Here is a 23,514-nt window from a genome sequence, read left to right on the forward strand (position 1 = left end):
TCCCACATCATGACCCACGCATCCAAGCCCCTCGTTGCTCCCGCGCACGTCAGCGCCATTGCCCCGTACCAGGCAGGCAAGCCGATCGAAGAACTGGCCCGCGAATTCGGGCTGGATCCGGCGACCATCGTCAAGCTGGCCTCCAACGAAAACCCGTTGGGCATGCCCAAATCGGCGAAGGCGGCCATGCTGGCCGCGGCCGAATCGCTGGCACGCTACCCGGACCCCAACGGCTTTGACCTGAAGGCGGCGCTGGCTGAAGGCTACGGCGTGCCGATGAACTGGATCACGCTCGGCAACGGCTCGAACGACATCCTGGAAATCGCCGCGCTGGCGCTGCTGGAGCCGGGCGCTTCCGCGGTGTACGCGCAGCACTCGTTCGCGGTCTACCGCCTGGCCACGCAGGCGCGTGGCGCGCGCCACATCGTGGTGCCGGCCGTGGACCACGGCCACGACCTGGATGCGATGTTCGACGCGATCGCCGACGACACGCGCCTGGTGTTCATCGCCAACCCGAACAACCCCACCGGCACTTTCGTGCCGGGCGACAAGGTCGCGGACTTCCTGGAACGCGTGCATGCCGCGCATGGCGACCGCGTCACGGTCGTGCTGGACGAGGCCTACAACGAATACCTCGATCCGGAGCTGCGCTTTGACAGCACCGCGCTGGCGCGCCAGTACCCGAACCTGATCGTGTCGCGCACGTTCTCCAAGGCTTACGGCCTGGCGGGCCTGCGCGTCGGTTTCTCGGTGGCGCAGCCCGGCCTGACCGACCTGCTCAACCGCGTGCGCCAGCCGTTCAACGTCAATACGCTGGCCCAAGCCGCGGCCATCGCAGCGCTCGGCGATGCCGAATACCTCGAGCAAGCCTACGCTTCCAACAAGGCAGGCAAGGCCCAGCTGTGCGCCGCGTTCGACAAGCTGAATCTGCGTTACGTGCCCAGCTATGGCAACTTCGTGCTGGTTCACGTGGGCGACGCGCCGCGCATCAATCTTGAACTCCTCAAGCGCGGCGTTATCGTGCGTCCCGTTGCGGGCGACGGTCTGCCGGAGTGGCTCCGCGTTTCCATCGGACTGCCTCAAGAGAACGCCCGATTCATCGACGCCCTGACCGCCATCCTGACCGCATGAACGACGCGTTACCTTCTTCAGATCAGGGGGCCGCGGGCCCCCTGATTCCTGTATTGGCAGTGGTTGGCGTCGGCTTGATCGGCGGATCGTTCGCGGCGGCCTTGCGGCAGGCAGGGCAGGTGGGCAAGGTGCTGGGCGTGGGGCGCAATGCGCAGTCGCTGGAACGCGCTGTGGCGCTGGGCCTCATCGACGAGGCCGTGACGGCCGAAGCCGCGGCGGCCCAGGCGGATCTCATCATGCTGGCCACGCCGGTCGGCGGCCTGACAAACGTGCTGTCGCAGATGCGGACGCACCTCTCGCCGCACGCCGTGCTGACCGACGGCGGCAGCACCAAGGCTGAAGTGGTCGAGGCGGCGCGCGATGCGCTGGGCGATCGCATTGGGCAGTTCGTGCCGGGCCATCCCATCGCGGGCGCCGAGCGCACCGGGCCGGAAGCCGCGGATGCGGATCTCTACCGCGGACGCACCGTCATTCTCACGCCCGTGCCTGAAAACGGCGCGGCGGCCATGGCGCTCGTGCGCCAGGCTTGGCAGGCTTGCGGCGCGCACGTGATCGACATGGACGCCGGCGCACACGATCGCGTGCTCGCGTCGGTCAGCCATCTTCCGCATCTGCTGTCGTCGGTGTATATGGAACAGGTGGCCACGGCCGCCGACGCCGCGACCCGGCTGGAACTGGCGGGCAGCGGCTTTCGTGATTTCACCCGTATTGCCGCCGGATCGCCCGAGATGTGGCGCGACATTTTTTTGTCCAATCGCGACGCCATGCTGGCCGAGCTGGCCGCTGTGCGCGGCGTGCTGGACCGGGCCGAGCGCGCCATTGCCGATGGCGACGGCGAGGCTTTGCTGACGCTGCTGGACACGGCGGCGCGTGCGCGCCGCGGCTGGCGCAAGGAGTAGTTCAATGGGCGCTTTGTCTTACCTCGATCTGCCGCGCGTGCGGCGTGCGCAGGGCGCGATGGCCTTGCCGGGATCCAAGAGCATTTCCAACCGCGTGCTGTTGCTGTCGGCCATCGCCGAAGGCACGACGGTCATCACCGGCCTGCTGGACTCCGACGACACTCGCGTCATGCTGGCGGCATTGCGTCAGCTGGGCGTGCAGGTGTCCGACCTGGACGCCGGGCGCGTCACGGTGCAGGGCGTGCGCCGTTTTCCGGTCGAAAGCGCCGACCTCTTCATGGGTAATGCGGGCACCGCAATCCGTCCGTTGACGGCGGCACTGGCCCTCATGGGCGGCGACTACCGCCTGTCCGGCGTGCCGCGCATGCACGAGCGACCGATCGGCGACCTGGTCGATGCCCTGAACGCGCTGGGCGCGCGTATCGATTATCTGGGCCAGCCGGGCTATCCGCCGCTGCACATCGGCCGCGGCGACATCGCTGAAAACGCCGTGACCCGCGTGCAGGGTTCGGTCTCCAGCCAGTTCCTGACCGCCTTGCTGCTGGCCGCGCCTTTGCAGGCTGCTCGCAGCGGCAAGCCCGTCACGATCGAGGTCGTGGGAGAGCTGATTTCCAAGCCCTACATCGAGATCACGCTGAACCTGATGGCGCGCTTTGGCGTGCTGGTGCAGCGGGACGGCTGGAGCCGATTCGTTGTGGACGCGGGCGCCGCCTATCGCAGTCCGGGGCAGATCGCCGTGGAAGGGGACGCATCGACGGCGTCGTATTTCCTGGCGCTGGGCGCCATTGGCGGCGGCCCGGTGCGCGTGACCGGCGTCGGCGCCGACAGCATCCAGGGTGATGTGGGATTCGCGAGCACCCTGGCCGACATGGGCGCCAAGGTTACCTACGGTGCGGACTGGATCGAGGTGTCGGGCGTGCAGGTTGCCGACGGCGAGCGCCTCAAGGCCTTTGATACCGATTTCAATCTGATCCCCGACGCGGCGATGACAGCCGCGGCGCTGGCCCTGTACGCCGACGGTCCTTGCCGGCTGCGCAACATCGGCAGCTGGCGCGTCAAGGAGACGGACCGCATCCATGCCATGCAGACCGAGCTGGAAAAGCTGGGCGCGCAGGTGGAGTCCGGCCCCGATTGGCTGCGCGTGACGCCGCCGGCGCAGGACGCCTGGCGCGATGCCCACATCGGCACCTGGGACGACCACCGCATGGCGATGTGCTTTTCGCTGGCGGCATTCGGACCGGCGGCGGTCCGCATTCTTGATCCCGGATGTGTCAGCAAGACGTTCCCGGGTTACTTTGACGTCTACGCCGGCCTGGTTTCGGCCTAGCGCTGCATCGCATCCATGACTTTGACTGCTTCAACTTCCGCCTCCCTGGCCCCGGTCATCACGATCGACGGTCCCACCGCGTCCGGCAAGGGCACCGTGGCTCATCGCGTCGCCAAGGCGCTGGGCTGGGCGGTGCTGGACAGCGGCGCCCTCTACCGGCTGACTGCGCTGGCTGCCATCAACCGCGGCGTTGCCGCCGACGACGAGCCCGCCGTGGCGCGCGTGGCCGAGACGCTGGATGTAAGGTTCGACGGACCGCACGTTTACCTCGAGGGGGCCGATGCCGGCCATGACATCCGCCGCGAGGAAGTGGGCAATTTCGCATCTCGCGTGGCGGCTTTCCCGGGGGTGCGGCAGGCCTTGCTCGAGCGCCAGCGCGCCTTCCGGCTGCCGCCCGGCCTGGTTGCGGACGGCCGCGACATGGGCACCGTCGTGTTCCCGGACGCGTCCCTGAAGGTCTTCCTGGTCGCCGACGTGGTCGCCCGGGCGGAGAGGCGGCGTAAGCAGTTGATCGAAAAGGGAATTTCTGCTAATCTAGACGACCTTTTGCGGGATATGCGCGAGCGTGACGCGCGCGACACTGGGCGCGCCACTGCGCCGCTGGCTCCCGCAGCAGATGCACACGTGCTGGATTCGTCCAATCTGACGATCGCGGAAACGGTGCAGGCAATCCTGGATTTCTGGCAGCAAGCCAACCCGTGAAGTTAGTGAAGTTAACTGAATTTACGGGCAGTGTTGCTACAGGCAGTATTGCTACCGGCAGTTTTTAGCATTTTTTGATTAGGCCCTGCTCAAGCCAGGCGACTCCCCCACGGGCCACCCCGCAAGGGTCAGCCAGCCGGCAGGTATTTTGACTCCACTGTGGCGGGCAATCCGCTGCGGTGTGTTCTTAACGGCCATTTCGGCCCAATGGATTTCAACCCCATGTCTTCCGTTTCCACTACCGCCACCGGCGGCGAAAGCTTCGCCGACCTTTTCGCACAAAGCCTCAAGAGCCAGGACATGAAGTCCGGCGAGGTCATCAGCGCCGAAGTCGTGCGCGTCGACCACAATTTCGTCGTCGTCAACGCCGGCCTGAAGTCCGAAGCGCTGATCCCCCTGGAAGAGTTCCTGAACGACCAGGGCGAGCTCGAAGTGCAACCTGGCGATTTCGTCTCGGTGGCCATCGATTCCCTGGAAAACGGCTACGGCGACACCATCCTGTCGCGTGACCGCGCCAAGCGCCTGTCGGCCTGGCTGCAACTGGAAAAGGCCCTGGAGAACGGCGAACTGGTTACCGGCACCATCACCGGCAAGGTGAAGGGCGGCCTGACCGTCATGACCAACGGCATCCGCGCGTTCCTGCCGGGTTCGCTGGTGGACCTGCGTCCGGTCAAGGACACCACCCCGTACGAAGGCAAGACCCTCGAATTCAAGGTCATCAAGCTCGACCGCAAGCGCAACAACGTTGTGCTGTCGCGTCGCCAGGTGCTGGAAGCCAGCATGGGCGAAGAGCGTCAAAAGCTGCTCGAAACCCTGCACGAAGGTGCCGTGGTCAAGGGCGTGGTCAAGAACATCACCGACTACGGCGCGTTCGTCGACCTGGGCGGCATCGATGGTCTGCTGCACATCACCGACATGGCCTGGCGCCGTGTGCGTCACCCCTCCGAAGTCCTGCAAGTGGGTCAGGAAGTCGAAGCCAAGGTCCTCAAGTTCGACCAGGAAAAGAGCCGCGTCTCCCTGGGCGTCAAGCAGCTTGGCGAAGATCCGTGGGTGGGCCTGGCTCGCCGCTACCCGCAAGGCACCCGCCTGTTCGGCAAGGTCACGAACCTGACCGACTACGGCGCGTTCGTTGAAGTCGAAGCCGGCATCGAAGGTCTGGTCCACGTATCCGAAATGGACTGGACCAACAAGAACGTCGACCCGCGCAAGGTTGTGACCCTGGGCGAAGAAGTCGAAGTCATGGTCCTGGAAATCGACGAAGACCGTCGCCGTATTTCGCTGGGCATGAAGCAGTGCCGCCAGAACCCGTGGGAAGAGTTCGCCACGAACTTCAAGCGTGGTGACAAGGTCCGCGGCGCCATCAAGTCGATCACCGACTTCGGCGTGTTCGTCGGCCTGCCCGGCGGCATCGACGGCCTGGTTCACCTGTCCGACCTGTCGTGGGCGGAATCTGGTGAAGAAGCCGTGCGCAACTTCAAGAAGGGTGACGAAATCGAAGCCGTGGTTCTGGGCATCGACACCGACAAGGAACGCATCTCGCTGGGTATCAAGCAGCTGGAAGGCGACCCCTTCAACAACTTCGTCGCCACGTTTGACAAGGGCGCCGTCGTTCCGGGCACCATCAAGTCCGTCGAAGCCAAGGGCGCCGTCGTGACGCTGTCCGTGGACGTCGAAGGCTACCTGCGCGCTTCCGAGATCTCCTCGGGCCGCGTCGAAGATGCCACCACCGTGCTGTCCGCCGGCGAAAACATCGAAGCCATGATCGTCAACATCGACCGCAAGACGCGTTCGATCCAACTGTCGATCAAGGCCCGTGACAACGCCGAAACCGCCGACACGATCCAGCGCATGTCCGATGCCAGCGCTTCGTCCGGCACCACCAACCTCGGCGCGCTGCTGAAGGCCAAGCTGGACCAACAGCGCAACGACGGTTAATTCGTGACCAAGTCGGAGCTGATCGCCGCCTTGGCGGCCCGCTATCCTCAGCTGGCCGCCCGCGACACCGATTACGCGGTCAAGACCGTACTGGATGCAATGACTCAGGCCCTGGCCTCGGGTCAGCGCATCGAGATCCGCGGTTTTGGCAGCTTCTCGTTGTCGCAACGGTCACCCCGTATCGGTCGCAATCCCAAATCCGGCGAGCAGGTGCTGGTGCCTGGTAAACAGGTGCCGCACTTCAAGGCAGGCAAGGAATTGCGCGAGCGGGTGGACCTGGTCGGCGGCAATGACGAGGACGCTCAATCCTCTGGGTCGAGCGAGTCGATGCCGTCTTCCATGGCAGGTTTGCACGCCATGCACTGACGCGTCGGCCAGGCAGGGCTGCCTTCGGGCAGATCGGACCGCGAGCAAAGCCCCTTGAGAAATCAAGGGGCTTTGTTTTTGTGGCGCCGGTTCATGCGGGCGCCCGGCTTGCGCAAGGGCGGGCCGTGCTCCGCCTTGGGGCTTTTTTTTCTCTCGTCATGAAGACGTCGCTTACAATTGACGGTCTCGAATCATCTGGAGCATGCGCCATGCGCTATCTCGTCTGGGCCCTGCGATTGCTCGTCTTTGTTGCGGTGTTGATGTTCGCCTTGAAGAACACCGACCCCGTCGCCGTGAAGTTCTACGCCGACTACGTCATCCAGGATGTCCCGCTGATCGTCGTCATGCTGGTCGTGTTCGTGCTTGGCGCGCTGTTCGGCCTGCTGCTGACGGTGCCCGCCGCGCTGCGCCGCCGCCGCGAGGCCATCCGCCTGCGCCGCGAACTGGATCGCATCCAGGCCGCCGCCAATGGCACGACGCCCGTCGTGCCCCCCGAAGCCGTCGCTCCCATGTCGCCGCTGTGACATCGCGCCGCCTTTTTGCACCGAATTACCGCATGAGTCCGAATAGTGGATTTTGAACCTTGGTGGTTGATATTCGTCCCGGTGCTGTTCGCGCTGGGCTGGCTGGCCGCGCGATTCGACATCCGGCAGATGCTCCGGGAAACGCGCAGCCTGCCCGACTCCTATTTCCGCGGGCTGAATTTCCTGCTCAATGAAGAGCCTGATCGCGCCATCGACGCCTTCGTCGAAGTCGCCAAGCTGGATCCGGAAACCACGGAGCTGCACTTTGCTTTGGGCAGTCTGTTCCGCCGCCGCGGCGAAATGGAGCGCGCCATCCGGGTGCACCAAAGCCTGCTGAACCGTTCCGACCTGCCGCAGGCCGAACGCGAACACGCGCAGCACGAGCTGGCGCAGGACTTCCTGAAGGCAGGGATGCTGGATCGCGCCGAAAGCGGTTTCGAGCAGCTCAAGGACACGCGCTACGCCTTGCCCGCGCTGCGCTCGCTGATCCGCATTTATGAATCCGAGCACGATTGGCCGCGCGCGATCGAGGCCGTGAAGACCCTGCAAGGCCTGATCGACGAGCCCGTCCCGCAAATCGTGCATTACTACTGCGAACAGGCCCAGACCGCGTTGGCGGCCAAGCCCGCCGACGTCGAGGCCGCGCACGAGGCGCTGGACGCGGCGGACCATGCGCTGTCCACCACCGAAGCCGCCTCGAGCAAGGGCGCCAAGGTGCGCACCGCCATGCTGCGGGCGCGCCTGGCGCTGATCGAACAGGATCCGAAGCGCGAACGGCTGTATCTCGAGTCGGTCATGACCGACGCGTCCGAATACGCCGGGCTGGTGGCCGAACAGTTGCTGGCCAATTACCGCAATGCCAACCAGGTGGCGGAGGGCTTGGATTTCCTGCAAAAGCAGTATGGCCGCCATGCGTCCCTGGACCTTTTCAATGTCGTGTTCCGGGAGCTGCGGGTGCAGCAGGGCGCCGCGACCGCGTGGGCCTTTGCCCGCGGCGCGCTGCGCAGCCATCCTTCGCTGTTGGGGCTGGATCGCCTGCTGGAAGCCGAACTCGCCAACGGCGACAGCGACGGCGATCACGGTCCGGTGCCGGGCGCCGATCTGACGCTGCTGCGCAGCCTGATTCACAAGCACACGCAACGGCTCGATCGCTACGCATGCCGCAATTGCGGTTTTCAAGCGCGTCGTTTTTACTGGCAATGTCCCGGTTGCAACGCCTGGGAAACCTATGCGCCGCGCCGTCTGGAAGAACTTGAATGAACTCTTTTCCCGCCGAAGCCATTTCGCGTAGCCGCGTGCTCGTGGTTGGCGACGTCATGCTGGACCGCTACTGGTTCGGTGAAGTCGAACGTATCTCGCCCGAAGCGCCGGTGCCGGTCGTGCGGGTCGCGCGACGCGAAGACCGTCTGGGCGGCGCCGCCAACGTGGCGCGCAACGTCGCGGCCCTGGGTGGCCACGTGACCCTGGTCGGCGTGCTGGGCCAGGACGAAGCCGGCGACAGCGTCCGGCGCCTGGCCACCGAGGCCGGCATCCAGGGCGACCTGATTGCCGACAACGAACTGCACACCACCCTCAAGATGCGCGTGCTGGGCCGCCAGCAGCAGCTGCTGCGTGTGGACTTCGAACAGCATCCCACCCAGCCATCGCTTGACGCGGTGGACGCCGCGCTGGCCCGGCATCTGGCCAACCACGACATCGTCGTTCTGTCGGACTATGCCAAAGGCGTGCTGACCCGGGTCGAATCGCTGATTGCGCTGGCGCGCAGCGCGGGCATCCCGGTGCTGGTGGACCCCAAGGGCGACGACTATTCGCGTTATCGCGGCGCGACGCTGGTCACGCCCAACCGCTCGGAGATGCAGCAGGCAGTTGGCCGCTGGACGTCCGAAGCCGAATTGACCGATCGTGCGCAGCGCCTGCGCGCCGATCTGGACCTTGAAGCCTTGCTCGTGACGCGGTCCGAGCAGGGCATGACTTTGTTTTCCGACGCGGGACGCGACCACACCGACGCGCAAGCGCATGAGGTGTTCGATGTGTCCGGTGCGGGCGACACCGTGCTCGCCACGCTGGCGGTTACGCGCGCCATCGGTTTGCCGTGGGCCGAAGCCATGGGCTGGGCCAACAAGGCCGGCGGCATCGCCGTGGGCAAGCTGGGCACGTCCGTCGTCACGGCCGCGGAATTGGCAGGAGAATCCTCATGATCGTCGTTACCGGAGCCGCGGGCTTCATTGGCAGCAACCTGGTTCGCGGACTCAACCGCCGCGGCATCGAAGACATCATTGCCGTCGATGACCTGACCGAAGGCGACAAGTTCGTCAATCTGGTCGACTGCAAGATCGCCGACTACATGGACAAGGACGACTTCCGCCGGCGCGTCGCCGATGGCAGCCTGCCCGAAATCCGCGCGGTGCTGCACCAGGGCGCGTGCTCGGACACGACCGAGCGCAACGGCCGCTACATGCTGGACAACAACTACCGCGTCACGCTGGAACTCTTCGAGTTCTGCCAGGCGCGCCGCGTGCCGTTCCTGTATGCGTCCTCGGCGGCCGTGTACGGCGGTTCGACGACCTACGTCGAGCATCCCGACAACGAAGGCCCGCTGAACGTCTACGGCTATTCCAAGCTGCTGTTCGACCAGGTGCTGCGCAAGCGCATGGACAGCCTGACGGCGCAGGTCGTCGGTCTGCGATACTTCAACGTGTACGGTCCGCACGAGCAGCACAAGGGCCGCATGGCCTCGGTGGCGTTCCACAACATGAACCAGTTCCTGGAGCACGGGCACGTGCGCCTCTTTGCGGGCTGGGACGGCTACGTGGATGGCGGCCAGAGCCGTGACTTCATCTCGGTCGAGGATGTGGTGGCGGTGAATCTGCATTTCCTGGATCACCCCGAGCAATCGGGCATCTTCAATTGCGGCACCGGCAAGGCGCAGCCGTTCAACGACGTGGCGGCCGCGGTGGTGAACACGCTGCGCGCCGAGCGGGGCGAAGCCGAGCTGACGCTGGCTCAACTGGCCGAGCTGGATCTGATCCGCTACATCCCGTTCCCGGACGACCTCAAGGGACGCTACCAGAGCTACACGCAGGCGGACGTCACGCAGCTTCGGGCCGCCGGTTTTGCTGCGCCGATGCGCGATGTGCAGACGGGCGTGGCCGAGTACGTGCGCTACTGGCGCGCCCGGAAGTAATCCGCCGCGCAGGCAAGGCGACAACGAAGGCCACCGCGACGCGGTGGCTTTTTTTTGCCCGCGACGTTGCCTGCCATTGGCCGGGGACATTGCCGGGGTATCTGCACGCGTAGTTGCCGGGGTGGATGTTTTGGTTCACCGGACCGGCGCTGCGAGCCGCCCGCCCCGATGATGGCAACGGGGCGCGTCAACCGTCGCGTCCAGAACCGTCAGGAGAACCCCATGAATCCCTTCGTCCATCCCACCGTTGCCCGCAACGTGCCTCTGGCCTCGTGGCGCCGCGCGCGTCCCGCGGCCATGACCGCATGCCCCCGAGAGCGGCACCGCATCCTGCGGCGGGCGCTCGGCGCGTTGCTGCTGTCCGCTGGCCTGGGCGTGGCCGCGCCGCCCGCGCATGCGGTGGACATCAACCAGGCCACCGCAGCCCAGCTTGAGGGCGTGCGAGGCATCGGCCCGCGCACCGCTGAAATCATCGTCCGTGAACGCGAGCGCGGCGGCGGCTTTGAGTCGCTGGACGACCTGACCGAGCGCGTGCGGGGCATCGGCCAGAAAAAGGCTCAGGCGCTGCAGGCGGCGGGGCTGACAATCGGCGCGGCGGGTGCGGCCGCCAAGCCGTCGGCAGGCGCGGCCGGCGCGGCGCCCGGAGCCCGGTTCGCGCCCGGCAAGGCCGCTGCGCCAAAGCCGGCGCCGCCTGCCGCCAGTGCGCCGGCACAGGTCCGCGCAAAGCCCTGAGCCGGGTTCTGGCTAACCCTGGCGGGTGCGCGGCTTTTGCGGCCGCGCGGCGCCGGGCGGAGTTATGATCGACCGCATGACTACTACCTACCCCACTATCGAGCAGACCGTCGGCAACACGCCCCTGGTGCGCCTGCAGCGCATTCCTGGGGCGGCGGGCGACGCGCGCGGCAATGTCATCCTGGCCAAGCTGGAAGGCAACAACCCGGCGGGATCCGTGAAGGATCGTCCCGCCTTGTCGATGATCCAGCGCGCGGAAGAGCGCGGCGACATCAAGCCCGGCGACACCCTCATCGAGGCCACCAGCGGCAACACCGGCATTGCGCTGGCCATGGCGGCCGCCATGAAGGGTTACCGCATGATCCTGATCATGCCGGACAACCTGTCCGTCGAGCGGCGCGCAGCCATGGCCGCCTATGGCGCTGAGCTGATCCTGACGCCGGCCGACAAGGGCGGCATGGAATACGCCCGCGACCTGGCTACCGAGATGCAGGCCGATGGCCGTGGCGTGGTGCTGGACCAGTTCGCCAATCCCGACAATCCGCGCGCGCACATCGAAACGACGGGCCCGGAACTCTGGAATCAGACGGAAGGACGCATCACCCACTTCGTCAGCGCGATGGGGACCACGGGCACGATCATGGGCGTGTCCACCTACCTGAAGTCTCGCAATCCCGCCGTGCAGGTGGTGGGCGCGCAGCCGGCCGAAGGATCGCAGATTCCCGGCATCCGCAAGTGGCCCGAGGCCTACCTGCCCAAGATCTTCGACCGCAGCCGCGTGGACGCCTACGAGTCCATCCAGCAATCCGAGGCCGAAGTGATGGCACGGCGGCTGGCTGCCGAGGAAGGCATTTTCGGCGGCATTTCGTCGGCCGGTGCGCTGGTCGCGGCGCTGCGGGTTGCCGAACGCGTCAACGATGCGACCATCGTGTTCATCGTGTGCGACCGCGGCGATCGCTATCTGTCGACGGGCGTGTTCAACTGACACGCAGGGCCCCCGCCGGCCGCCCCGGCCAGTAGGGCACCCAAATGAAAAACGCCCTGGCGGTTGAACCTGCCAGGGCGTTTGTCTTTCGGCGCGGACGTGTCCGCACGAGGTCGCTCACCGAGCGACGCGGGCCTCGATCTCCGTTGCCAGATCCGCCACCGACGTCGCATAGAAGTAGCTGCGGTTGTACTTGGTCAGGGCAAAGAAGTTGGGCGTGCCCACGCGATACTGCGCCGTGCCGCGCATTTCTTCGACCAGATCCACCACGCCCAGCGGCTGGCTGCTCCAGCCATCGCTGGTCGCGCCAGGCTTGAGCTGCGAGCCGGCCGCCGACAGCGTGGTCCAGTTTTGCTTGGGCTCCAGGCCGCCGTCCACCAGCGCGGTGGGATCGGCGGGCAGCACCACGGGTGCGAACACCGGCAGGCCGCGCTGCCAGCCGTGCTGCGCCAGGAAGCTGCCCACGGACATGATCGCGTCCTGCGTGTTGTTGGTCAGGTCGATATGGCCGTTGCCGTCGCCGTCCACGGCATAGTGCATCACGCTGGTCGGCATGAATTGCGGCATGCCGATGGCGCCGGCATAGGAGCCCTGCGTTTCCAGCTCGAGCTTGTCGTTCATGACCAGCGTCAGGAAGTCCGCCAATTGGGTGCGGAACATGGTGGCGCGCTCGGGCTTGGCGGGGTCGGGGTAGTCAAAGGCTAGCGTGGCCAGCGCGTCCAGGACGCGGAAGTTGCCCATGTTGCGGCCATACAGCGTTTCGACGCCGATGATGGAGGCAATGATGGGCGCGGGCACGCCGAACCGTTGCGCGGCCTGATTCAGCAGGTCGCGGTTTTCGTTGTAGAACTCGACGCCCCAGGCGATGCGCTTGGGCTCGACGAAGCGCGACCGGTAGGTCAGCCAGCTGCGCCAGACCTTTTTGCCCGGCGGGGAGGGCGCAATCAGCCGCGCGACCGTCGCGTTGTAGCGCGAGCTTTCCAAGGCGGAGACCATCGGCGCCAGCGGCAGCTGCCGTTCGGCGGCCAGGTTCTCGACGAAGGTGCGGACTTCGGGGCGCAGCGCGCCCGACGGCGTCAGCGTGGCGGGCGCGTCGTCCGCCAGTTCGGGGCCGAGCGTCGGCGTGCTGGGCCCGATGCGGATGGGGGTTGTCCCTGAAGCCTGGGCCGTTTGGGGAGCGAGGGACGTGGAGGGTGCTGCGGTGGGAGTGGTGGTGGAGCACCCCGCCAGCAGGGCGGAAAGCGCGCCGAGTTGCAGTATTCGCCGACAGATGAACATAATCTTCCTTATGGAGACCATGTATCTTACCCACCCGGCATGCCGCTTGCATGAAATGGGAAGCTGGCATCCGGAAAGCCCCCAGAGGCTGGACGCCATCTCCGATCAGTTGCTCGCAAGCGGATTGATGCCTTATCTGGATGACCGGCAGGCGCCGCAGGCGTCCCGCAATGACCTCTTGCGCGTGCACACTGTCCAGTACCTGGACAGTTTGCAGAAACATACGCCGGACCAAGGGTATTACCCTATCGATCCCGACACCCTCATGAACCCGCACACCTACGAAGCCGCGCTGCATGCCGCGGGCGCCGGGGTGGCCGCGGTCGACGCGGTGCTGGGCGGCGAGGCGCGTACGGCCTTCTGCGCGGTGCGTCCGCCGGGGCATCATGCCTGCCGATCGCAGGCCATGGGATTCTGCTTTTTCAATAACGTCGCCATTGCGGCGCAGCACGCCATGGACTTCCACGGCCTGACGCGCGTGGCAATCGTCGATTTTGACGTTCACCACGGCAACGGCACGGAAGACGTCTTCGCCGGCGATGACCGGGTGCTGATGTGCAGCTTTTTCCAGCATCCGTTCTTCCCCAACAGCGGCGCGAATCACCCGGCCGCCAACATGCTGAATGTGCCCGTGCCTGCCTACACGGCGGGCGCCGCGGTCCGGACCATCGTCACGGACACGTGGCTGCCGCGGCTGGAAGCGCATCGCCCCGAACTGATCCTCGTGTCTGCGGGCTTTGACGCCCACCGCGAGGACGACATGGGGCAGATGGGGCTGGTCGAGGCGGACTATGCCTGGATCACCGAGCAGCTTGTCGACGTGGCTGACCGCCACTGTCAGGGCCGGATCGTGAGTACGCTCGAGGGCGGTTACAACTTGTCGGCCCTGGGCCGCAGCGTGGTCGCGCACATACGGGCGCTGGCGAAGCTGTAGAATCAGGAAAAAATTGTGCAATGCGATCCCGGCGCAAAGCCGGGTCATTATTTTCCAATTGGAGGCAGCGGGATGAAGGTGTTGGTACCTGTCAAGCGCGTCGTTGACTACAACGTCAAGGTGCGCGTCAAGTCTGATCAGACCGGCGTGGATATCGCCAACGTGAAGATGTCCATGAACCCCTTTGACGAAATCGCCGTCGAAGAAGCCACCCGCCTGAAGGAAAAGGGCGCGGTCGCTGAAGTCGTGGCGGTTTCTTGCGGCGTTGCGCAATGCCAGGAGACACTGCGCACCGCCATGGCCATCGGCGCCGATCGCGGCGTGCTGGTCCAGACCGATGCCGAACTGCAACCGCTGGCTGTCGCCAAGCTGCTCCGCGCGCTGGTCGACAAGGAACAGCCCCAGCTCGTGATCCTGGGCAAGCAGGCCATCGACGACGACGCCAACCAGACCGGCCAGATGCTCGCCGCGCTGCTGGACTGGCCGCAAGCCACGTTCGCCAGCAAGGTCGAACTGGCCGACGGCAAGGTCACCGTGACGCGTGAAGTCGACGGCGGCCTGGAAACCCTGTCGCTCAAGCTGCCCGCCATCGTGACCACCGACCTGCGCCTGAACGAGCCGCGCTACGTCACGCTGCCGAACATCATGAAGGCCAAGAAAAAACAGCTGGACACCGTCACGCCGCAGGACCTGGGCGTTGATCCCGCGCCCCGCCTGAAGACGCTGAAGGTCAGCGAGCCGCCCGCCCGCAAGGCCGGCATCAAGGTTGCCGACGTCGCGGCGCTGGTGGACAAACTCAAGAACGAAGCGAAGGTGGTCTGATCATGACGACGCTGGTTATTGCCGAACACGATAACGCCCAACTCAAGGGCGCAACCCTGAACGCCATCGCCGCCGCCGCCAAGATCGGAGGCGACGTGCACGTGCTGGTCGCCGGCGCCAACGCGCGCGCCGTGGCCGACCAGGCTGCCCAAGCCGCTGGCGTGGCGAAGGTGCTGTTGGCCGATGCCCCGCATCTGGCGGACGGTCTGGCCGAAAACGTCGCGGCGCAGGTGCTGGCCGTGGCCTCGAACTACAGCCACATCCTGTTCCCGGCCACCGCGTCGGGCAAGAACGTGGCACCGCGCGTTGCCGCCAAGCTGGACGTGGCCCAGATCTCCGACATCATCGGTGTCGAATCCGCCGACACGTTCCAGCGCCCGATCTACGCCGGCAACGCCATTGCCACCGTGCAATCGGCCGACGCCGTCAAGGTCATCACCGTGCGCACGACCGGCTTTGACGCCGTCGCCGCCCAAGGCGGTTCCGCCTCGGTCGAAGACGCCGCTGCCGTGGCCGATTCCGGCCTGTCCACGTTCGTGGGCCGCGAAGTCGCCAAGAGCGATCGTCCCGAACTGGCCGGCGCGCGCGTCGTGGTCTCGGGCGGCCGTGGTCTGGGCAGCGCCGAGAACTTCAAGATCCTGGATCCGCTGGCCGACAAGCTGGGCGCCGCGCTGGGCGCTTCGCGCGCCGCCGTCGACGCCGGCTATGCGCCGAACGACTGGCAGGTTGGCCAGACCGGCAAGATCGTCGCGCCGCAGTTGTACGTGGCTGTCGGTATCTCGGGCGCCATCCAGCATTTGGCCGGCATGAAGGATTCGAAGGTCATCGTCGCGATCAACAAGGACGCCGAAGCGCCGATTTTTGGTGTCGCCGATTACGGCCTGGTGGGCGACCTGTTCACGGTCGTTCCCGAGCTGACGAACGCGCTGTAAGCCACAGCCACTTCGATGAAAACCGCGGGCCTTCGGGTCCGCGGTTTTTTTTGTAGAAGCACCGCTCACATATTTCAAAAATTCGAAAATCTTTGATTTTCGGAAAGACTCTGATAAGGTACTTCGCGCGCTACTCACTGTTTGCGATTGTGCTTGACCTGTACAGAACGAAGGAGATTCGTGATGGAATGGTTCTTTGACACGCTACGTAAGTTCCCAGAGCTGGCGATTTTCTTGACCCTGGGCCTGGGTTATTGGATCGGGGCCAAGAAAATCTTCGGATTCAATCTGGGCGCAGTGACCGGGACATTATTGGTGGGCGTCCTGGTCGGCCAGCTCAATATCTCGATTGCTCCCATTCTGAAGCAGGTGTTCTTCCTGCTTTTTCTTTTTGGTCTTGGCTACGGCGTCGGACCGCAATTCTTCCGCGGCATGAAAAGCGATGGCCTTCCGCAGGTCATTTTTGCCGTCATCATCTGCGTGCTCTGCCTGCTGGTCACCTGGGTGACGGCCATCGGATTCGGCTTTGATGCCGGGACCGGCGCGGGGCTGCTGTCCGGCGCGCAGACGATATCGGCGGTCATGGGCGTGGCGACCGACACGATCAACGGCCTGTCCGTCGACGCGGCGACCAAGAAGCAGTGGATCGACAACATTCCCGTCGCGTACGCGGTCTGCTACATCTTCGGCACGGTCGGCAGCGCCTGGCTGCTGGCGTCCCTCGGTCCCAAGCTGATGCGCGTGGACATCGTGAAGGAATGCAAGGACTACGAGGCCAAGATGTCCGGCGGGGCCGATTCGATGGAATTGTCGGGCTACCGCAAGTTCACGGCGCGGGCCTACCGGCTGGACCACACGGAATACGCCGGAAAGACGGTGGGCGAACTGGAAGCAAAGTTCGTGGACGCCCGGGTCTTTGTCGAGCGCATTCACCGCGGCGACCAGATCATCGACGCCGACTCGACCACGATGCTGCAGGCCGGCGACGTGCTCGGCGTGACGGGCCGCCATGACGCGCTGGTGCTGCAGGCCTCGGGCCTCATCGGCACCGAGGTCGAGGACCGCGACGTCATCAACCTGCCGGCGGAGATCGTCGAAGTCGTGCTGACCAACAAGAACGTGGCCGGCAAGACGCTCAAGGAACTTGCCGAGAACGAGACCGTGCGCCAACTGGGCCGCGGCGTGTTCCTGCGCAAGGTCGTGCGCGGCGGCCACGAGATGCCGGTCAACTGGGGCCTGAAACTGGACCGCGGCGACCGCCTCTTCATCCTGGGCGCCACACGCGACGTCGAACGCGTGGTCAGCAAGCTGGGCTACGTGGACCGCGCCACCAACCAGACCGACATGGTGTTCGTGGGCTTCGGCATCCTGCTGGGCGGCCTGTTCGGCACGCTGGTGCTGACGGTGGGCGGCATTCCGATCACGCTCTCCACCTCGGGCGGCGCGCTGATCTCGGGCCTCATCTTCGGCTATCTGCGGTCGGTGCATCCAACGTTCGGGCGCGTGCCCGAGCCGGTGCACTGGTTCCTGACATCGGTGGGCCTGACCGCATTCGTCGCGGTGGTGGGCATCGTGTCGGGACCGGGCTTTGTGCAGGGCTTCCAGCAGCTGGGCGCAAAGCTGTTCATCGCGGGCGTCATCGCCACCAGCATCCCGATGATCCTGGGCGTGCTCATTGCCCGCTACGTCTTCAAGTTCCACCCTGCCATCTCATTAGGCGTGTGCGCGGGGGCGCGGACCACCACCGCGGCGATCGGCCAGATCACCGAGACGGCAAAGAGCCAGGTCCCGGCGCTTGGCTACACGGTGCCTTACGCCATCGGCAATACCCTGCTCATCATCTGGGGCATTGTCATCGTCATGCTCATGGCTTAGCAGGACTGCCCGCAAGCGCCGGCTTGCGGGTGCTGGATAGAAGCGCGGCAATCGTAACGGCGCTCGACTTGATGGCGCCTGTCAACACGCACACCAGGAGTACACAAAATGGCTTCCACTGCGCCTGTCACCGTCAGCCTGGCCTCGGCCCTGAAGACCACGCGTTCCCACCAACGCGACCTGGAGCAACTCTCACCGTTCGAACTGAAGGACTACCTGATCACGTTGGCCAAGGACAGCCAGCAGTCTGCTGCGGCGTCCATGTTGAATGCGGGCCGTGGCAATCCCAACTGGATCGCCACGGAGCCGCGGGACGCCTTCTTCCTGATGGGCCGGTTCGCCATGAAAGAGGCGCGCCGGGTGCGCGACGAGGGCATCCTGGCGGGCATGCCGGCCAAGAAGGGATGCGCCGACCGGCTGCGCAAGTTTCTGTCCAAGCACAAGAGCGAGGACGGCTATGATTTTCTCGTCGGGGTGCTGGAATACGGCGTCAAGATCAAGGGGTTCGATCCGGACGAGTGGATCCATGAACTGACCGACAGCATCATCGGCGACCACTATCCCGTGCCGCCGCGCGCGTTGGTGCACACCGAGCAGATCATCCACGACTACCTGATCAAGGAAATGTGCGACGGCCGCCCGCCCAAGGGCAAGTTCGACCTCTTCCCGGTGGAAGGCGGCACAGCCGCCATGTGCTACATCTTCGATTCGCTGATGGTCAACGGCCTTTTGAAGCAGGGCGACACCATTGCGCTGTTCCTGCCGACGTTCACGCCCTATATCGAGATCGCGCACCTGGAGCGTTTCCAGTTCAAGATCGTCGGCATCAACGCCAGCAGCCTGCGTGCCGACGGCACGCACGATTGGCATTATCCGGCCTCGGAAATCGCCAAACTGGAAGATCCCAAGATCAAGCTGGCGGTCACGGTGAACCCCAGCAACCCGCCGTCGGTGGCGTTCAGCCCTGCCGAGATGAAGCAGATCGTGCGCATCATCCGCAAGAATCCCGACCTGGTGCTGGTGACCGACGACGTGTACGGCACCTTCGTGCCGAACTTCCGCTCGCTGATGGCGGAGGTGCCGCAGAACACCATCTGCGTGTACTCGTTCTCAAAGAACTTCGGCTGCACCGGCTGGCGCCTGGGCGTCATCGCCACGCACGAAAACAACACGATGGACCGGCGCATCGCCGAGCTGCCCGCGTCCTGGAAAAAGCGCCTGGACAAGCGCTACGGCGCCATGACGATGGAGCCCGAAAAGCTGAAGTTCATCGACCGCCTGGTTGCCGACAGCCGCGAGGTGGCGCTGAACCACACGGCGGGGCTGTCCTTGCCGCAGCAGGTGCAGATGGGCTTTTTTGCGCTGTCGCATCTGCTGGACCTGAAGGACGCCTACAAGCACCTGACCATGCAGATCGTGCGCAGCCGACGCGACGCGTTGTGGCGCGGGCTGGGCATCCCGATGCCGCCGGAAGATCCGATGCGCGGCTGGTATTACGTCGAACTGGACTTCATGGTCTGGGCCAAGATCATGTACGGCGATGCGTTCTGCAAGTACATGATCGACAACTACGAACCGGTGGACTTCCTGTTCCGCCTGGCGGAGAAGACGGGCGTGGTGCTGATGGACGGCGGCGGGTTTGGCGGGCCGCCGTGGTCGATCCGGATCTCGCTGGCGAACCTGGACGATGCGGACTACGCCAAGATCGGCAAATACATGGTCGAGTCCGCGACCGAGTATGTCGAGGCGTGGAAGGCGTCCGAGCTGGTGCGTTCCGGCCCGACCGCGGGCAAGGGCCAGACGGTCAAGGCATCGGCCGCCAAGAAGGGCGCGGCTGCCGGCAAGACCGCCGCCAAGAAGGCCGTGAAAAAGGCGGTGAAGAAGGCGGACACGGCGGCCAAGTCGGCCAAGAAGGCGACCGCGAAGTAGGCCACCGAGAGACAGGCAACCGCGACGCCGGCAACCGTGCAGTCGGTTGGGGGCGACGCGGGCTGCCGCAGGCCAAGCAACCGCAAAGCAGGCAACCGCAGAGCAGGCAACCGCAGAGCAGGCAACAACAGGGCGGCGTGGACTTATGACGTGTTCGGTCGGGTTTTTCAATAGCGTTCCCATCGCGGTGCTGTTCGTCACGGTGGGTTTGGGATACCTGATCGGCAAGCTGAAGGTCGGGCCGATACAGCTAGGCGGCGTGTGCGGCACGCTCATCGTCGCCCTGCTGATCGGCCAGACGGGCTGCCAGATGCGCGGCGACCTGAAGGAGGTGGCGTTTGCCCTGTTCATCTTCGCCATGGGCTACTCCGGTGGCCCGCAGTTCTTCGCGAACCTAAACCGGTCCAGCCTGCGCTATGTCGTCCTGCCGCTGATCGAGGCGGTGCTGGTGCTGACGATCGTGCTGGCGGCCGTGCCGCTGTTCGGGCTGGATGCCGGCACTGCTGCAGGCCTGGCGGCGGGCGCTGCGACGGAATCGGCCGTGGTGGGCACCGCCGCCGAGGCGCTCAAGCACCTGGGCCTGCCGGACGCGGAAGTGCAGCGCATGGAGGCCAACATCGCCACCGCCTACACGCTGACCTATCTGGTGGGCCTCATCAGCATCGTGTTCTTTACCAGCCAGGTGGCGCCCGCGTTGCTGCGCATCAACCTGCGCGAAGCGTCCAAGGCGCTGGAGGCCAAGCTGGGTGCGGCGCCCGGCGACAACGAGGAGGCCAGCCTGCCGACGCTGCCGCGTCTGGTGGGACGCGCCCACATGGTCAAGGACGTGGACGGCAAGCGGGTGGGCGACGTGGAGGCGCAACTGGGCGGGCGCACCGTAATCAGCCGCGTCCTGCGCAACGGCGAGGCCGTCGACGCCACGCCCGACTACGTGCTTGCGACGGGCGACATCGTGGTGGTGCTGGGGCTGCGCCGCTTTGCCCTGCGCGCCGGATCGGTGATCGGTCCGGAGATCCAGTTGCCCGAGGCGCACGCGGACGACCTGCAATTGAGCGAGCTGCAGGTCATCGTCAGCAAGAAGGCCGTGAACGGCCACACGGTGGGCGAGCTGGCTTTGCGGCCCAATGCCCGGCGCGCGCGAGGCGTGTTCCTGCAATCCATCTCGCGTTCCGGCCACGTGCTGCCCCTGACGCCGGCGACTGTGGTGCAGTTCGGCGATCTGGTCACCCTGGTGGGGGCAGAGCCCGAGCTGTCCGAGGCGGGCGCGGCGCTGGGTTCCGAATTGCGCCGCAGCGGGGTGACGGACCTGGTGTTTCTGGCGTTTGGCATTCTGGCCGGGCTGATGATCGGCAGCCTGGGGGCAAGACTGTGGGGGATTCCGGTCTCGCTGGGCAGCGGGGGCGGGGCGCTGGTCAGCGGTCTGGTGTGCGGCTGGATCAACGCCAAGCGGCCGTCGATCGGGCACATGCCGGCTCATGCGGTGCAACTGCTCAAGGACCTGGGCCTGGCGATTTTCGTGGCCTGCGTGGGCTTGTCCGCCGGGCCGGATGCGCTGTCGCTGATCCGCGAGCATGGGGCGGTGCTGCCGCTGATCGGCCTGCTGGTGTCGCTGGGGCCCGCGTGCCTGTCGCTGTGGGTGGGACACAAGCTGTTGAAGATCGAGGGGCCGCTGCTGGTGGGCGCCATTGCCGGGCAGCATGTCAGCACACCGGCCATCAGCGCCATCCTGACCGCCAGCGGCAGCTCGGTGCCGCTGCTGGGCTACACGGTGACATACGCGATCGCCAACGTGCTGCTGCCCGTGCTGGGACCGATCATCGTGTCGCTGGCCTATCACCTGAGCTGACCCGGTGGCAGGGGCCGCCAGCGCTCGGCGTTAAGACGGCTGCGAATATTGCATAAGGTTATATGACTTGCGTATTTCCTCGCCTAAAGGTTTGATGGAAGAATCGTTTCACACGCGGTAACGTCACACGGCAACCTCCGCCACGAAACGCGATTGCCCGCTGCAGTCCATGCCGGACCGTCAGCCGGTCCCTACAACTGAATCCCGTACAGGAGACATCATGAGTCAACTACGCCTGGGCGACGTCGCCCCCGATTTCGAGCAGGAATCCTCGGCTGGCAAGATCCGCTTCCACGAGTACCTGGGCAACAGCTGGGGTGTGCTGTTCTCGCATCCGGCCGATTTCACGCCGGTTTGCACGACCGAACTGGGCTACACGGCCAAACTGGCCGACGAGTTTGCCAAGCGCAACGTGAAGGTCCTGGCCCTGTCGGTCGATGGCGCCGATTCGCACGCCAAGTGGATCGAAGACATCAACGACACGCAATCGACGACGGTCAACTTCCCGATCATCGCCGACAAGGATCGCAAGGTTTCCGAGCTTTACGACATGATCCACCCGAATGCCAGCGCCACGGCGACCGTGCGTTCGGTGTTCGTCATCGATCCGAACAAGAAGGTCCGCCTGACCATCACGTATCCCGCCAGCACGGGCCGCAACTTCAATGAAATCCTGCGCGTCATCGATTCGCTGCAGCTGACCGACAGCCACAGCGTGGCCACGCCGGTCAACTGGGAAGACGGCGACGACGTCATCATCGTTCCGTCCCTGCAGGACGAAGCGGTGATCAAGGAAAAATTCCCGAAGGGCTACAAGGCCGTGCGTCCGTACCTGCGCATCACGCCGCAACCGAATAAGTAAATTCGAAAAATGGGGGGTTGGCCCCCCGGCTTGAACGCGGTCCCGCGCCGCCCGAACCGCCGCGATCTTCATAGAGGATCGCGGCGGTTTTTCGTTGTTGGGATGCCTGTCCTATATGCCTCTTGGCGATGAGCAACCAAATAATGATTCGTTCCGTTCAGATCGGCCAACACGCAAACTTGCCTCCACATTGCAGATCACAGGGAGCAAGGGATGTCTTTCAGGAAAGCCGGTTGGTTGGCCGCCTTGGCCGCAGTGACGGTTTCATTTGCCGCGATTGCGCCGGCGCAGGCGCAGCAGAAGCAGACGCTGCTGAACGTGTCCTACGATCCGACGCGCGAGCTCTACCGCGCGATCGATGACGCCTTCATCAAGCAGTACAAGGAAAAGGCGAACGTCGATCTGACGATCCGCCAGTCGCACGGCGGTTCCGGCCGCCAGGCGCGCTCGGTGATCGACGGGCTGGAAGCCGACGTGGTGACGCTGGCGCTGGCCTACGACATCGACGCCATCGCCGACCGCGGTCTCTTGCCCGAGAACTGGCAGGCCCGCCTGCCGCAGAACAGCTCGCCGTACACGTCCACCATCGTGTTCCTGGTGCGCAAGGGCAACCCCAAGCAGATCAAGGACTGGGACGATCTGCTCAAGGACGGCGTGCAGGTCATCACGCCCAATCCCAAGACCTCGGGCGGCGCCCGCTGGAACTATCTGGCCGCCTGGGCGTATGCGCTGGAGAAGAACGGCGGCAGCGAGGACAAGGCGCGCGCCTTCGTCGGCGATCTGCTCAAGCACGTGCCGGTGCTGGATACCGGGGCGCGCGGCGCCACCACGACGTTCGTGGAACGCGGCGTGGGCGACGTGCTGCTGGCGTGGGAGAACGAGGCTTTCCTGGCGCTGGAAGAACTGGGTCCGGACAAGTTCGACATCGTGGTGCCGTCGCTGTCCATCCTGGCCGAACCGCCGGTGGCCATCGTCGATAAGGTCGTGGACAAGAAGGGCACCCGCGCCGCCGCGCAGGCCTATCTGGAATTCCTGTACACCCCGGCCGCGCAGGAAATCATCGCCAAGAACTACTACCGGCCGCTGGACAAGACGGTCGCCGCCAAATACGAAGCCAAATTCCCCAAGGTCAAGCTCGTCACCATCGACGACAAGATCTTCGGCGGCTGGCGCAAGGCACAGAAGGATCACTTCAGCGACGGCGGCACCTTTGACCAGATCTATCAGCCGCAGAAGAAGTAACTGCATAAC

At 65.1% G+C, this 23,514-nt stretch carries 21 protein-coding genes; 20 read left to right on the plus strand and 1 reads right to left on the minus strand.

The features are described 5' to 3' along the window. Nucleotides 1-9 precede the first annotated feature (9 nt). The 12 genes from hisC (at nt 10) to cysM (ending at nt 11,785) form a co-directional block, all read left to right on the plus strand. On the plus strand, nt 10-1,131 hold the full coding sequence (gene hisC, locus AC6CIE_RS12000; protein WP_498092290.1) for a histidinol-phosphate transaminase: 1,122 nt from the start codon (nt 10-12) through the stop codon (nt 1,129-1,131). Beyond that, nucleotides 1,128-2,030: a prephenate dehydrogenase gene (locus AC6CIE_RS12005; RefSeq protein WP_481146190.1), complete on the plus strand. Its 903-nt coding sequence runs from the start codon at nt 1,128-1,130 to the stop codon at nt 2,028-2,030. Before hisC ends, AC6CIE_RS12005 begins: the two co-directional genes overlap by 4 nt. 4 nt (nt 2,031-2,034) lie before the next feature. Next, complete coding sequence (gene aroA, locus AC6CIE_RS12010) at nt 2,035-3,357, plus strand: 3-phosphoshikimate 1-carboxyvinyltransferase (protein WP_498092291.1); 1,323 nt, start codon at nt 2,035-2,037, stop codon at nt 3,355-3,357. 21 nt (nt 3,358-3,378) lie between these two features. Beyond that, entirely contained in the window at nt 3,379-4,059 is a 681-nt protein-coding gene (cmk, locus tag AC6CIE_RS12015; RefSeq protein WP_370633081.1) for a (d)CMP kinase, read from the plus strand. Nucleotides 4,060-4,281: 222 nt separating this feature from the next. Next, the gene (gene rpsA, locus AC6CIE_RS12020) at nt 4,282-5,994 is read left to right on the plus strand and encodes a 30S ribosomal protein S1 (RefSeq protein WP_175122832.1); all 1,713 of its coding nucleotides are present in this window, start codon (nt 4,282-4,284) and stop codon (nt 5,992-5,994) included. A 3-nt stretch (nt 5,995-5,997) separates the two neighbouring features. Further along, nucleotides 5,998-6,360 carry an integration host factor subunit beta gene (locus AC6CIE_RS12025; protein WP_056322254.1) on the plus strand — a complete coding sequence of 121 codons (363 nt, stop codon included), beginning with the start codon at nt 5,998-6,000 and terminating at the stop codon, nt 6,358-6,360. Between the two features lie 209 nt (nt 6,361-6,569). After that, the gene (locus AC6CIE_RS12030) at nt 6,570-6,884 is read left to right on the plus strand and encodes a LapA family protein (protein ID WP_062838607.1); all 315 of its coding nucleotides are present in this window, start codon (nt 6,570-6,572) and stop codon (nt 6,882-6,884) included. 45 nt (nt 6,885-6,929) lie between these two features. Beyond that, on the plus strand, nt 6,930-8,144 hold the full coding sequence (gene lapB, locus AC6CIE_RS12035; protein ID WP_175137465.1) for a lipopolysaccharide assembly protein LapB: 1,215 nt from the start codon (nt 6,930-6,932) through the stop codon (nt 8,142-8,144). Next, the gene (gene rfaE1, locus AC6CIE_RS12040) at nt 8,141-9,082 is read left to right on the plus strand and encodes a D-glycero-beta-D-manno-heptose-7-phosphate kinase (RefSeq protein WP_175122830.1); all 942 of its coding nucleotides are present in this window, start codon (nt 8,141-8,143) and stop codon (nt 9,080-9,082) included. The genes lapB and rfaE1 overlap by 4 nt, the downstream gene beginning before the upstream one ends. Next, complete coding sequence (gene rfaD, locus AC6CIE_RS12045) at nt 9,079-10,068, plus strand: ADP-glyceromanno-heptose 6-epimerase (RefSeq protein ID WP_056567633.1); 990 nt, start codon at nt 9,079-9,081, stop codon at nt 10,066-10,068. The genes rfaE1 and rfaD overlap by 4 nt, the downstream gene beginning before the upstream one ends. A 222-nt stretch (nt 10,069-10,290) precedes the next feature. Next, nucleotides 10,291-10,800: a ComEA family DNA-binding protein gene (locus AC6CIE_RS12050; protein ID WP_498092292.1), complete on the plus strand. Its 510-nt coding sequence runs from the start codon at nt 10,291-10,293 to the stop codon at nt 10,798-10,800. Nucleotides 10,801-10,876: 76 nt separating this feature from the next. Beyond that, nucleotides 10,877-11,785 carry a cysteine synthase CysM gene (gene cysM / locus AC6CIE_RS12055; protein ID WP_056569425.1) on the plus strand — a complete coding sequence of 303 codons (909 nt, stop codon included), beginning with the start codon at nt 10,877-10,879 and terminating at the stop codon, nt 11,783-11,785. Nucleotides 11,786-11,902: 117 nt separating this feature from the next. Here the strand turns inward: cysM and mltB are convergent, their stop codons facing one another. After that, complete coding sequence (gene mltB / locus AC6CIE_RS12060; RefSeq protein ID WP_175124726.1) at nt 11,903-13,063, minus strand: lytic murein transglycosylase B; 1,161 nt, start codon at nt 13,061-13,063, stop codon at nt 11,903-11,905. Nucleotides 13,064-13,073: 10 nt separating this feature from the next. On the opposite strand from mltB, the gene AC6CIE_RS12065 reads away from it, so the two are divergent. From AC6CIE_RS12065 to AC6CIE_RS12100, 8 genes are all read left to right on the plus strand, one after another. Beyond that, entirely contained in the window at nt 13,074-13,997 is a 924-nt protein-coding gene (locus AC6CIE_RS12065; RefSeq protein ID WP_175124735.1) for a histone deacetylase family protein, read from the plus strand. Between the two features lie 72 nt (nt 13,998-14,069). Then, nucleotides 14,070-14,819, plus strand: coding sequence for an electron transfer flavoprotein subunit beta/FixA family protein (locus AC6CIE_RS12070; protein ID WP_175137468.1), 750 nt, complete (start codon nt 14,070-14,072; stop codon nt 14,817-14,819). Between the two features lie 2 nt (nt 14,820-14,821). Continuing rightward, a complete protein-coding gene (locus AC6CIE_RS12075) occupies nt 14,822-15,751 on the plus strand; it encodes an electron transfer flavoprotein subunit alpha/FixB family protein (protein WP_056567625.1) in 930 nt (309 codons plus the stop codon). 183 nt (nt 15,752-15,934) lie between these two features. Next, entirely contained in the window at nt 15,935-17,626 is a 1,692-nt protein-coding gene (gene aspT, locus AC6CIE_RS12080) for an aspartate-alanine antiporter (protein WP_498092293.1), read from the plus strand. Between the two features lie 108 nt (nt 17,627-17,734). Further along, the gene (locus AC6CIE_RS12085) at nt 17,735-19,555 is read left to right on the plus strand and encodes a bifunctional aspartate transaminase/aspartate 4-decarboxylase (RefSeq protein ID WP_175184321.1); all 1,821 of its coding nucleotides are present in this window, start codon (nt 17,735-17,737) and stop codon (nt 19,553-19,555) included. A 145-nt stretch (nt 19,556-19,700) separates the two neighbouring features. Next, the gene (gene aspT, locus AC6CIE_RS12090; protein WP_175137471.1) at nt 19,701-21,401 is read left to right on the plus strand and encodes an aspartate-alanine antiporter; all 1,701 of its coding nucleotides are present in this window, start codon (nt 19,701-19,703) and stop codon (nt 21,399-21,401) included. Between the two features lie 220 nt (nt 21,402-21,621). Further along, nucleotides 21,622-22,263 (plus strand): peroxiredoxin, encoded by a 642-nt coding sequence (locus AC6CIE_RS12095; RefSeq protein ID WP_175124722.1) that lies wholly within the window; start codon nt 21,622-21,624, stop codon nt 22,261-22,263. Nucleotides 22,264-22,476: 213 nt separating this feature from the next. Then, the gene (locus AC6CIE_RS12100) at nt 22,477-23,505 is read left to right on the plus strand and encodes a sulfate ABC transporter substrate-binding protein (protein WP_175124721.1); all 1,029 of its coding nucleotides are present in this window, start codon (nt 22,477-22,479) and stop codon (nt 23,503-23,505) included. Nucleotides 23,506-23,514 lie beyond the last annotated feature (9 nt).

It is taken from the genome of Achromobacter sp. GQ309, assembly GCF_059759315.1.

Bases quoted from the DNA above. Each gene is read 5' to 3' on its own strand.
- AC6CIE_RS12065 (WP_175124735.1), top strand. From the start codon at position 13,074: ATGGAGACCATGTATCTTACCCACCCGGCATGCCGCTTGCATGAAATG.
- AC6CIE_RS12085 (WP_175184321.1), top strand. From the start codon at position 17,735: ATGGCTTCCACTGCGCCTGTCACCGTCAGCCTGGCCTCGGCCCTGAAG.
- AC6CIE_RS12005 (WP_481146190.1), top strand. From the start codon at position 1,128: ATGAACGACGCGTTACCTTCTTCAGATCAGGGGGCCGCGGGCCCCCTG.
- AC6CIE_RS12030 (WP_062838607.1), top strand. From the start codon at position 6,570: ATGCGCTATCTCGTCTGGGCCCTGCGATTGCTCGTCTTTGTTGCGGTG.
- AC6CIE_RS12075 (WP_056567625.1), top strand. From the start codon at position 14,822: ATGACGACGCTGGTTATTGCCGAACACGATAACGCCCAACTCAAGGGC.
- AC6CIE_RS12095 (WP_175124722.1), top strand. From the start codon at position 21,622: ATGAGTCAACTACGCCTGGGCGACGTCGCCCCCGATTTCGAGCAGGAA.
- mltB (WP_175124726.1), bottom strand. From the start codon at position 13,063: ATGTTCATCTGTCGGCGAATACTGCAACTCGGCGCGCTTTCCGCCCTG.
- aroA (WP_498092291.1), top strand. From the start codon at position 2,035: ATGGGCGCTTTGTCTTACCTCGATCTGCCGCGCGTGCGGCGTGCGCAG.
- rfaE1 (WP_175122830.1), top strand. From the start codon at position 8,141: ATGAACTCTTTTCCCGCCGAAGCCATTTCGCGTAGCCGCGTGCTCGTG.
- AC6CIE_RS12050 (WP_498092292.1), top strand. From the start codon at position 10,291: ATGAATCCCTTCGTCCATCCCACCGTTGCCCGCAACGTGCCTCTGGCC.
- aspT (WP_498092293.1), top strand. From the start codon at position 15,935: ATGGAATGGTTCTTTGACACGCTACGTAAGTTCCCAGAGCTGGCGATT.
- hisC (WP_498092290.1), top strand. From the start codon at position 10: ATGACCCACGCATCCAAGCCCCTCGTTGCTCCCGCGCACGTCAGCGCC.
- cysM (WP_056569425.1), top strand. From the start codon at position 10,877: ATGACTACTACCTACCCCACTATCGAGCAGACCGTCGGCAACACGCCC.
- rpsA (WP_175122832.1), top strand. From the start codon at position 4,282: ATGTCTTCCGTTTCCACTACCGCCACCGGCGGCGAAAGCTTCGCCGAC.
- aspT (WP_175137471.1), top strand. From the start codon at position 19,701: ATGACGTGTTCGGTCGGGTTTTTCAATAGCGTTCCCATCGCGGTGCTG.
- rfaD (WP_056567633.1), top strand. From the start codon at position 9,079: ATGATCGTCGTTACCGGAGCCGCGGGCTTCATTGGCAGCAACCTGGTT.
- AC6CIE_RS12070 (WP_175137468.1), top strand. From the start codon at position 14,070: ATGAAGGTGTTGGTACCTGTCAAGCGCGTCGTTGACTACAACGTCAAG.
- AC6CIE_RS12100 (WP_175124721.1), top strand. From the start codon at position 22,477: ATGTCTTTCAGGAAAGCCGGTTGGTTGGCCGCCTTGGCCGCAGTGACG.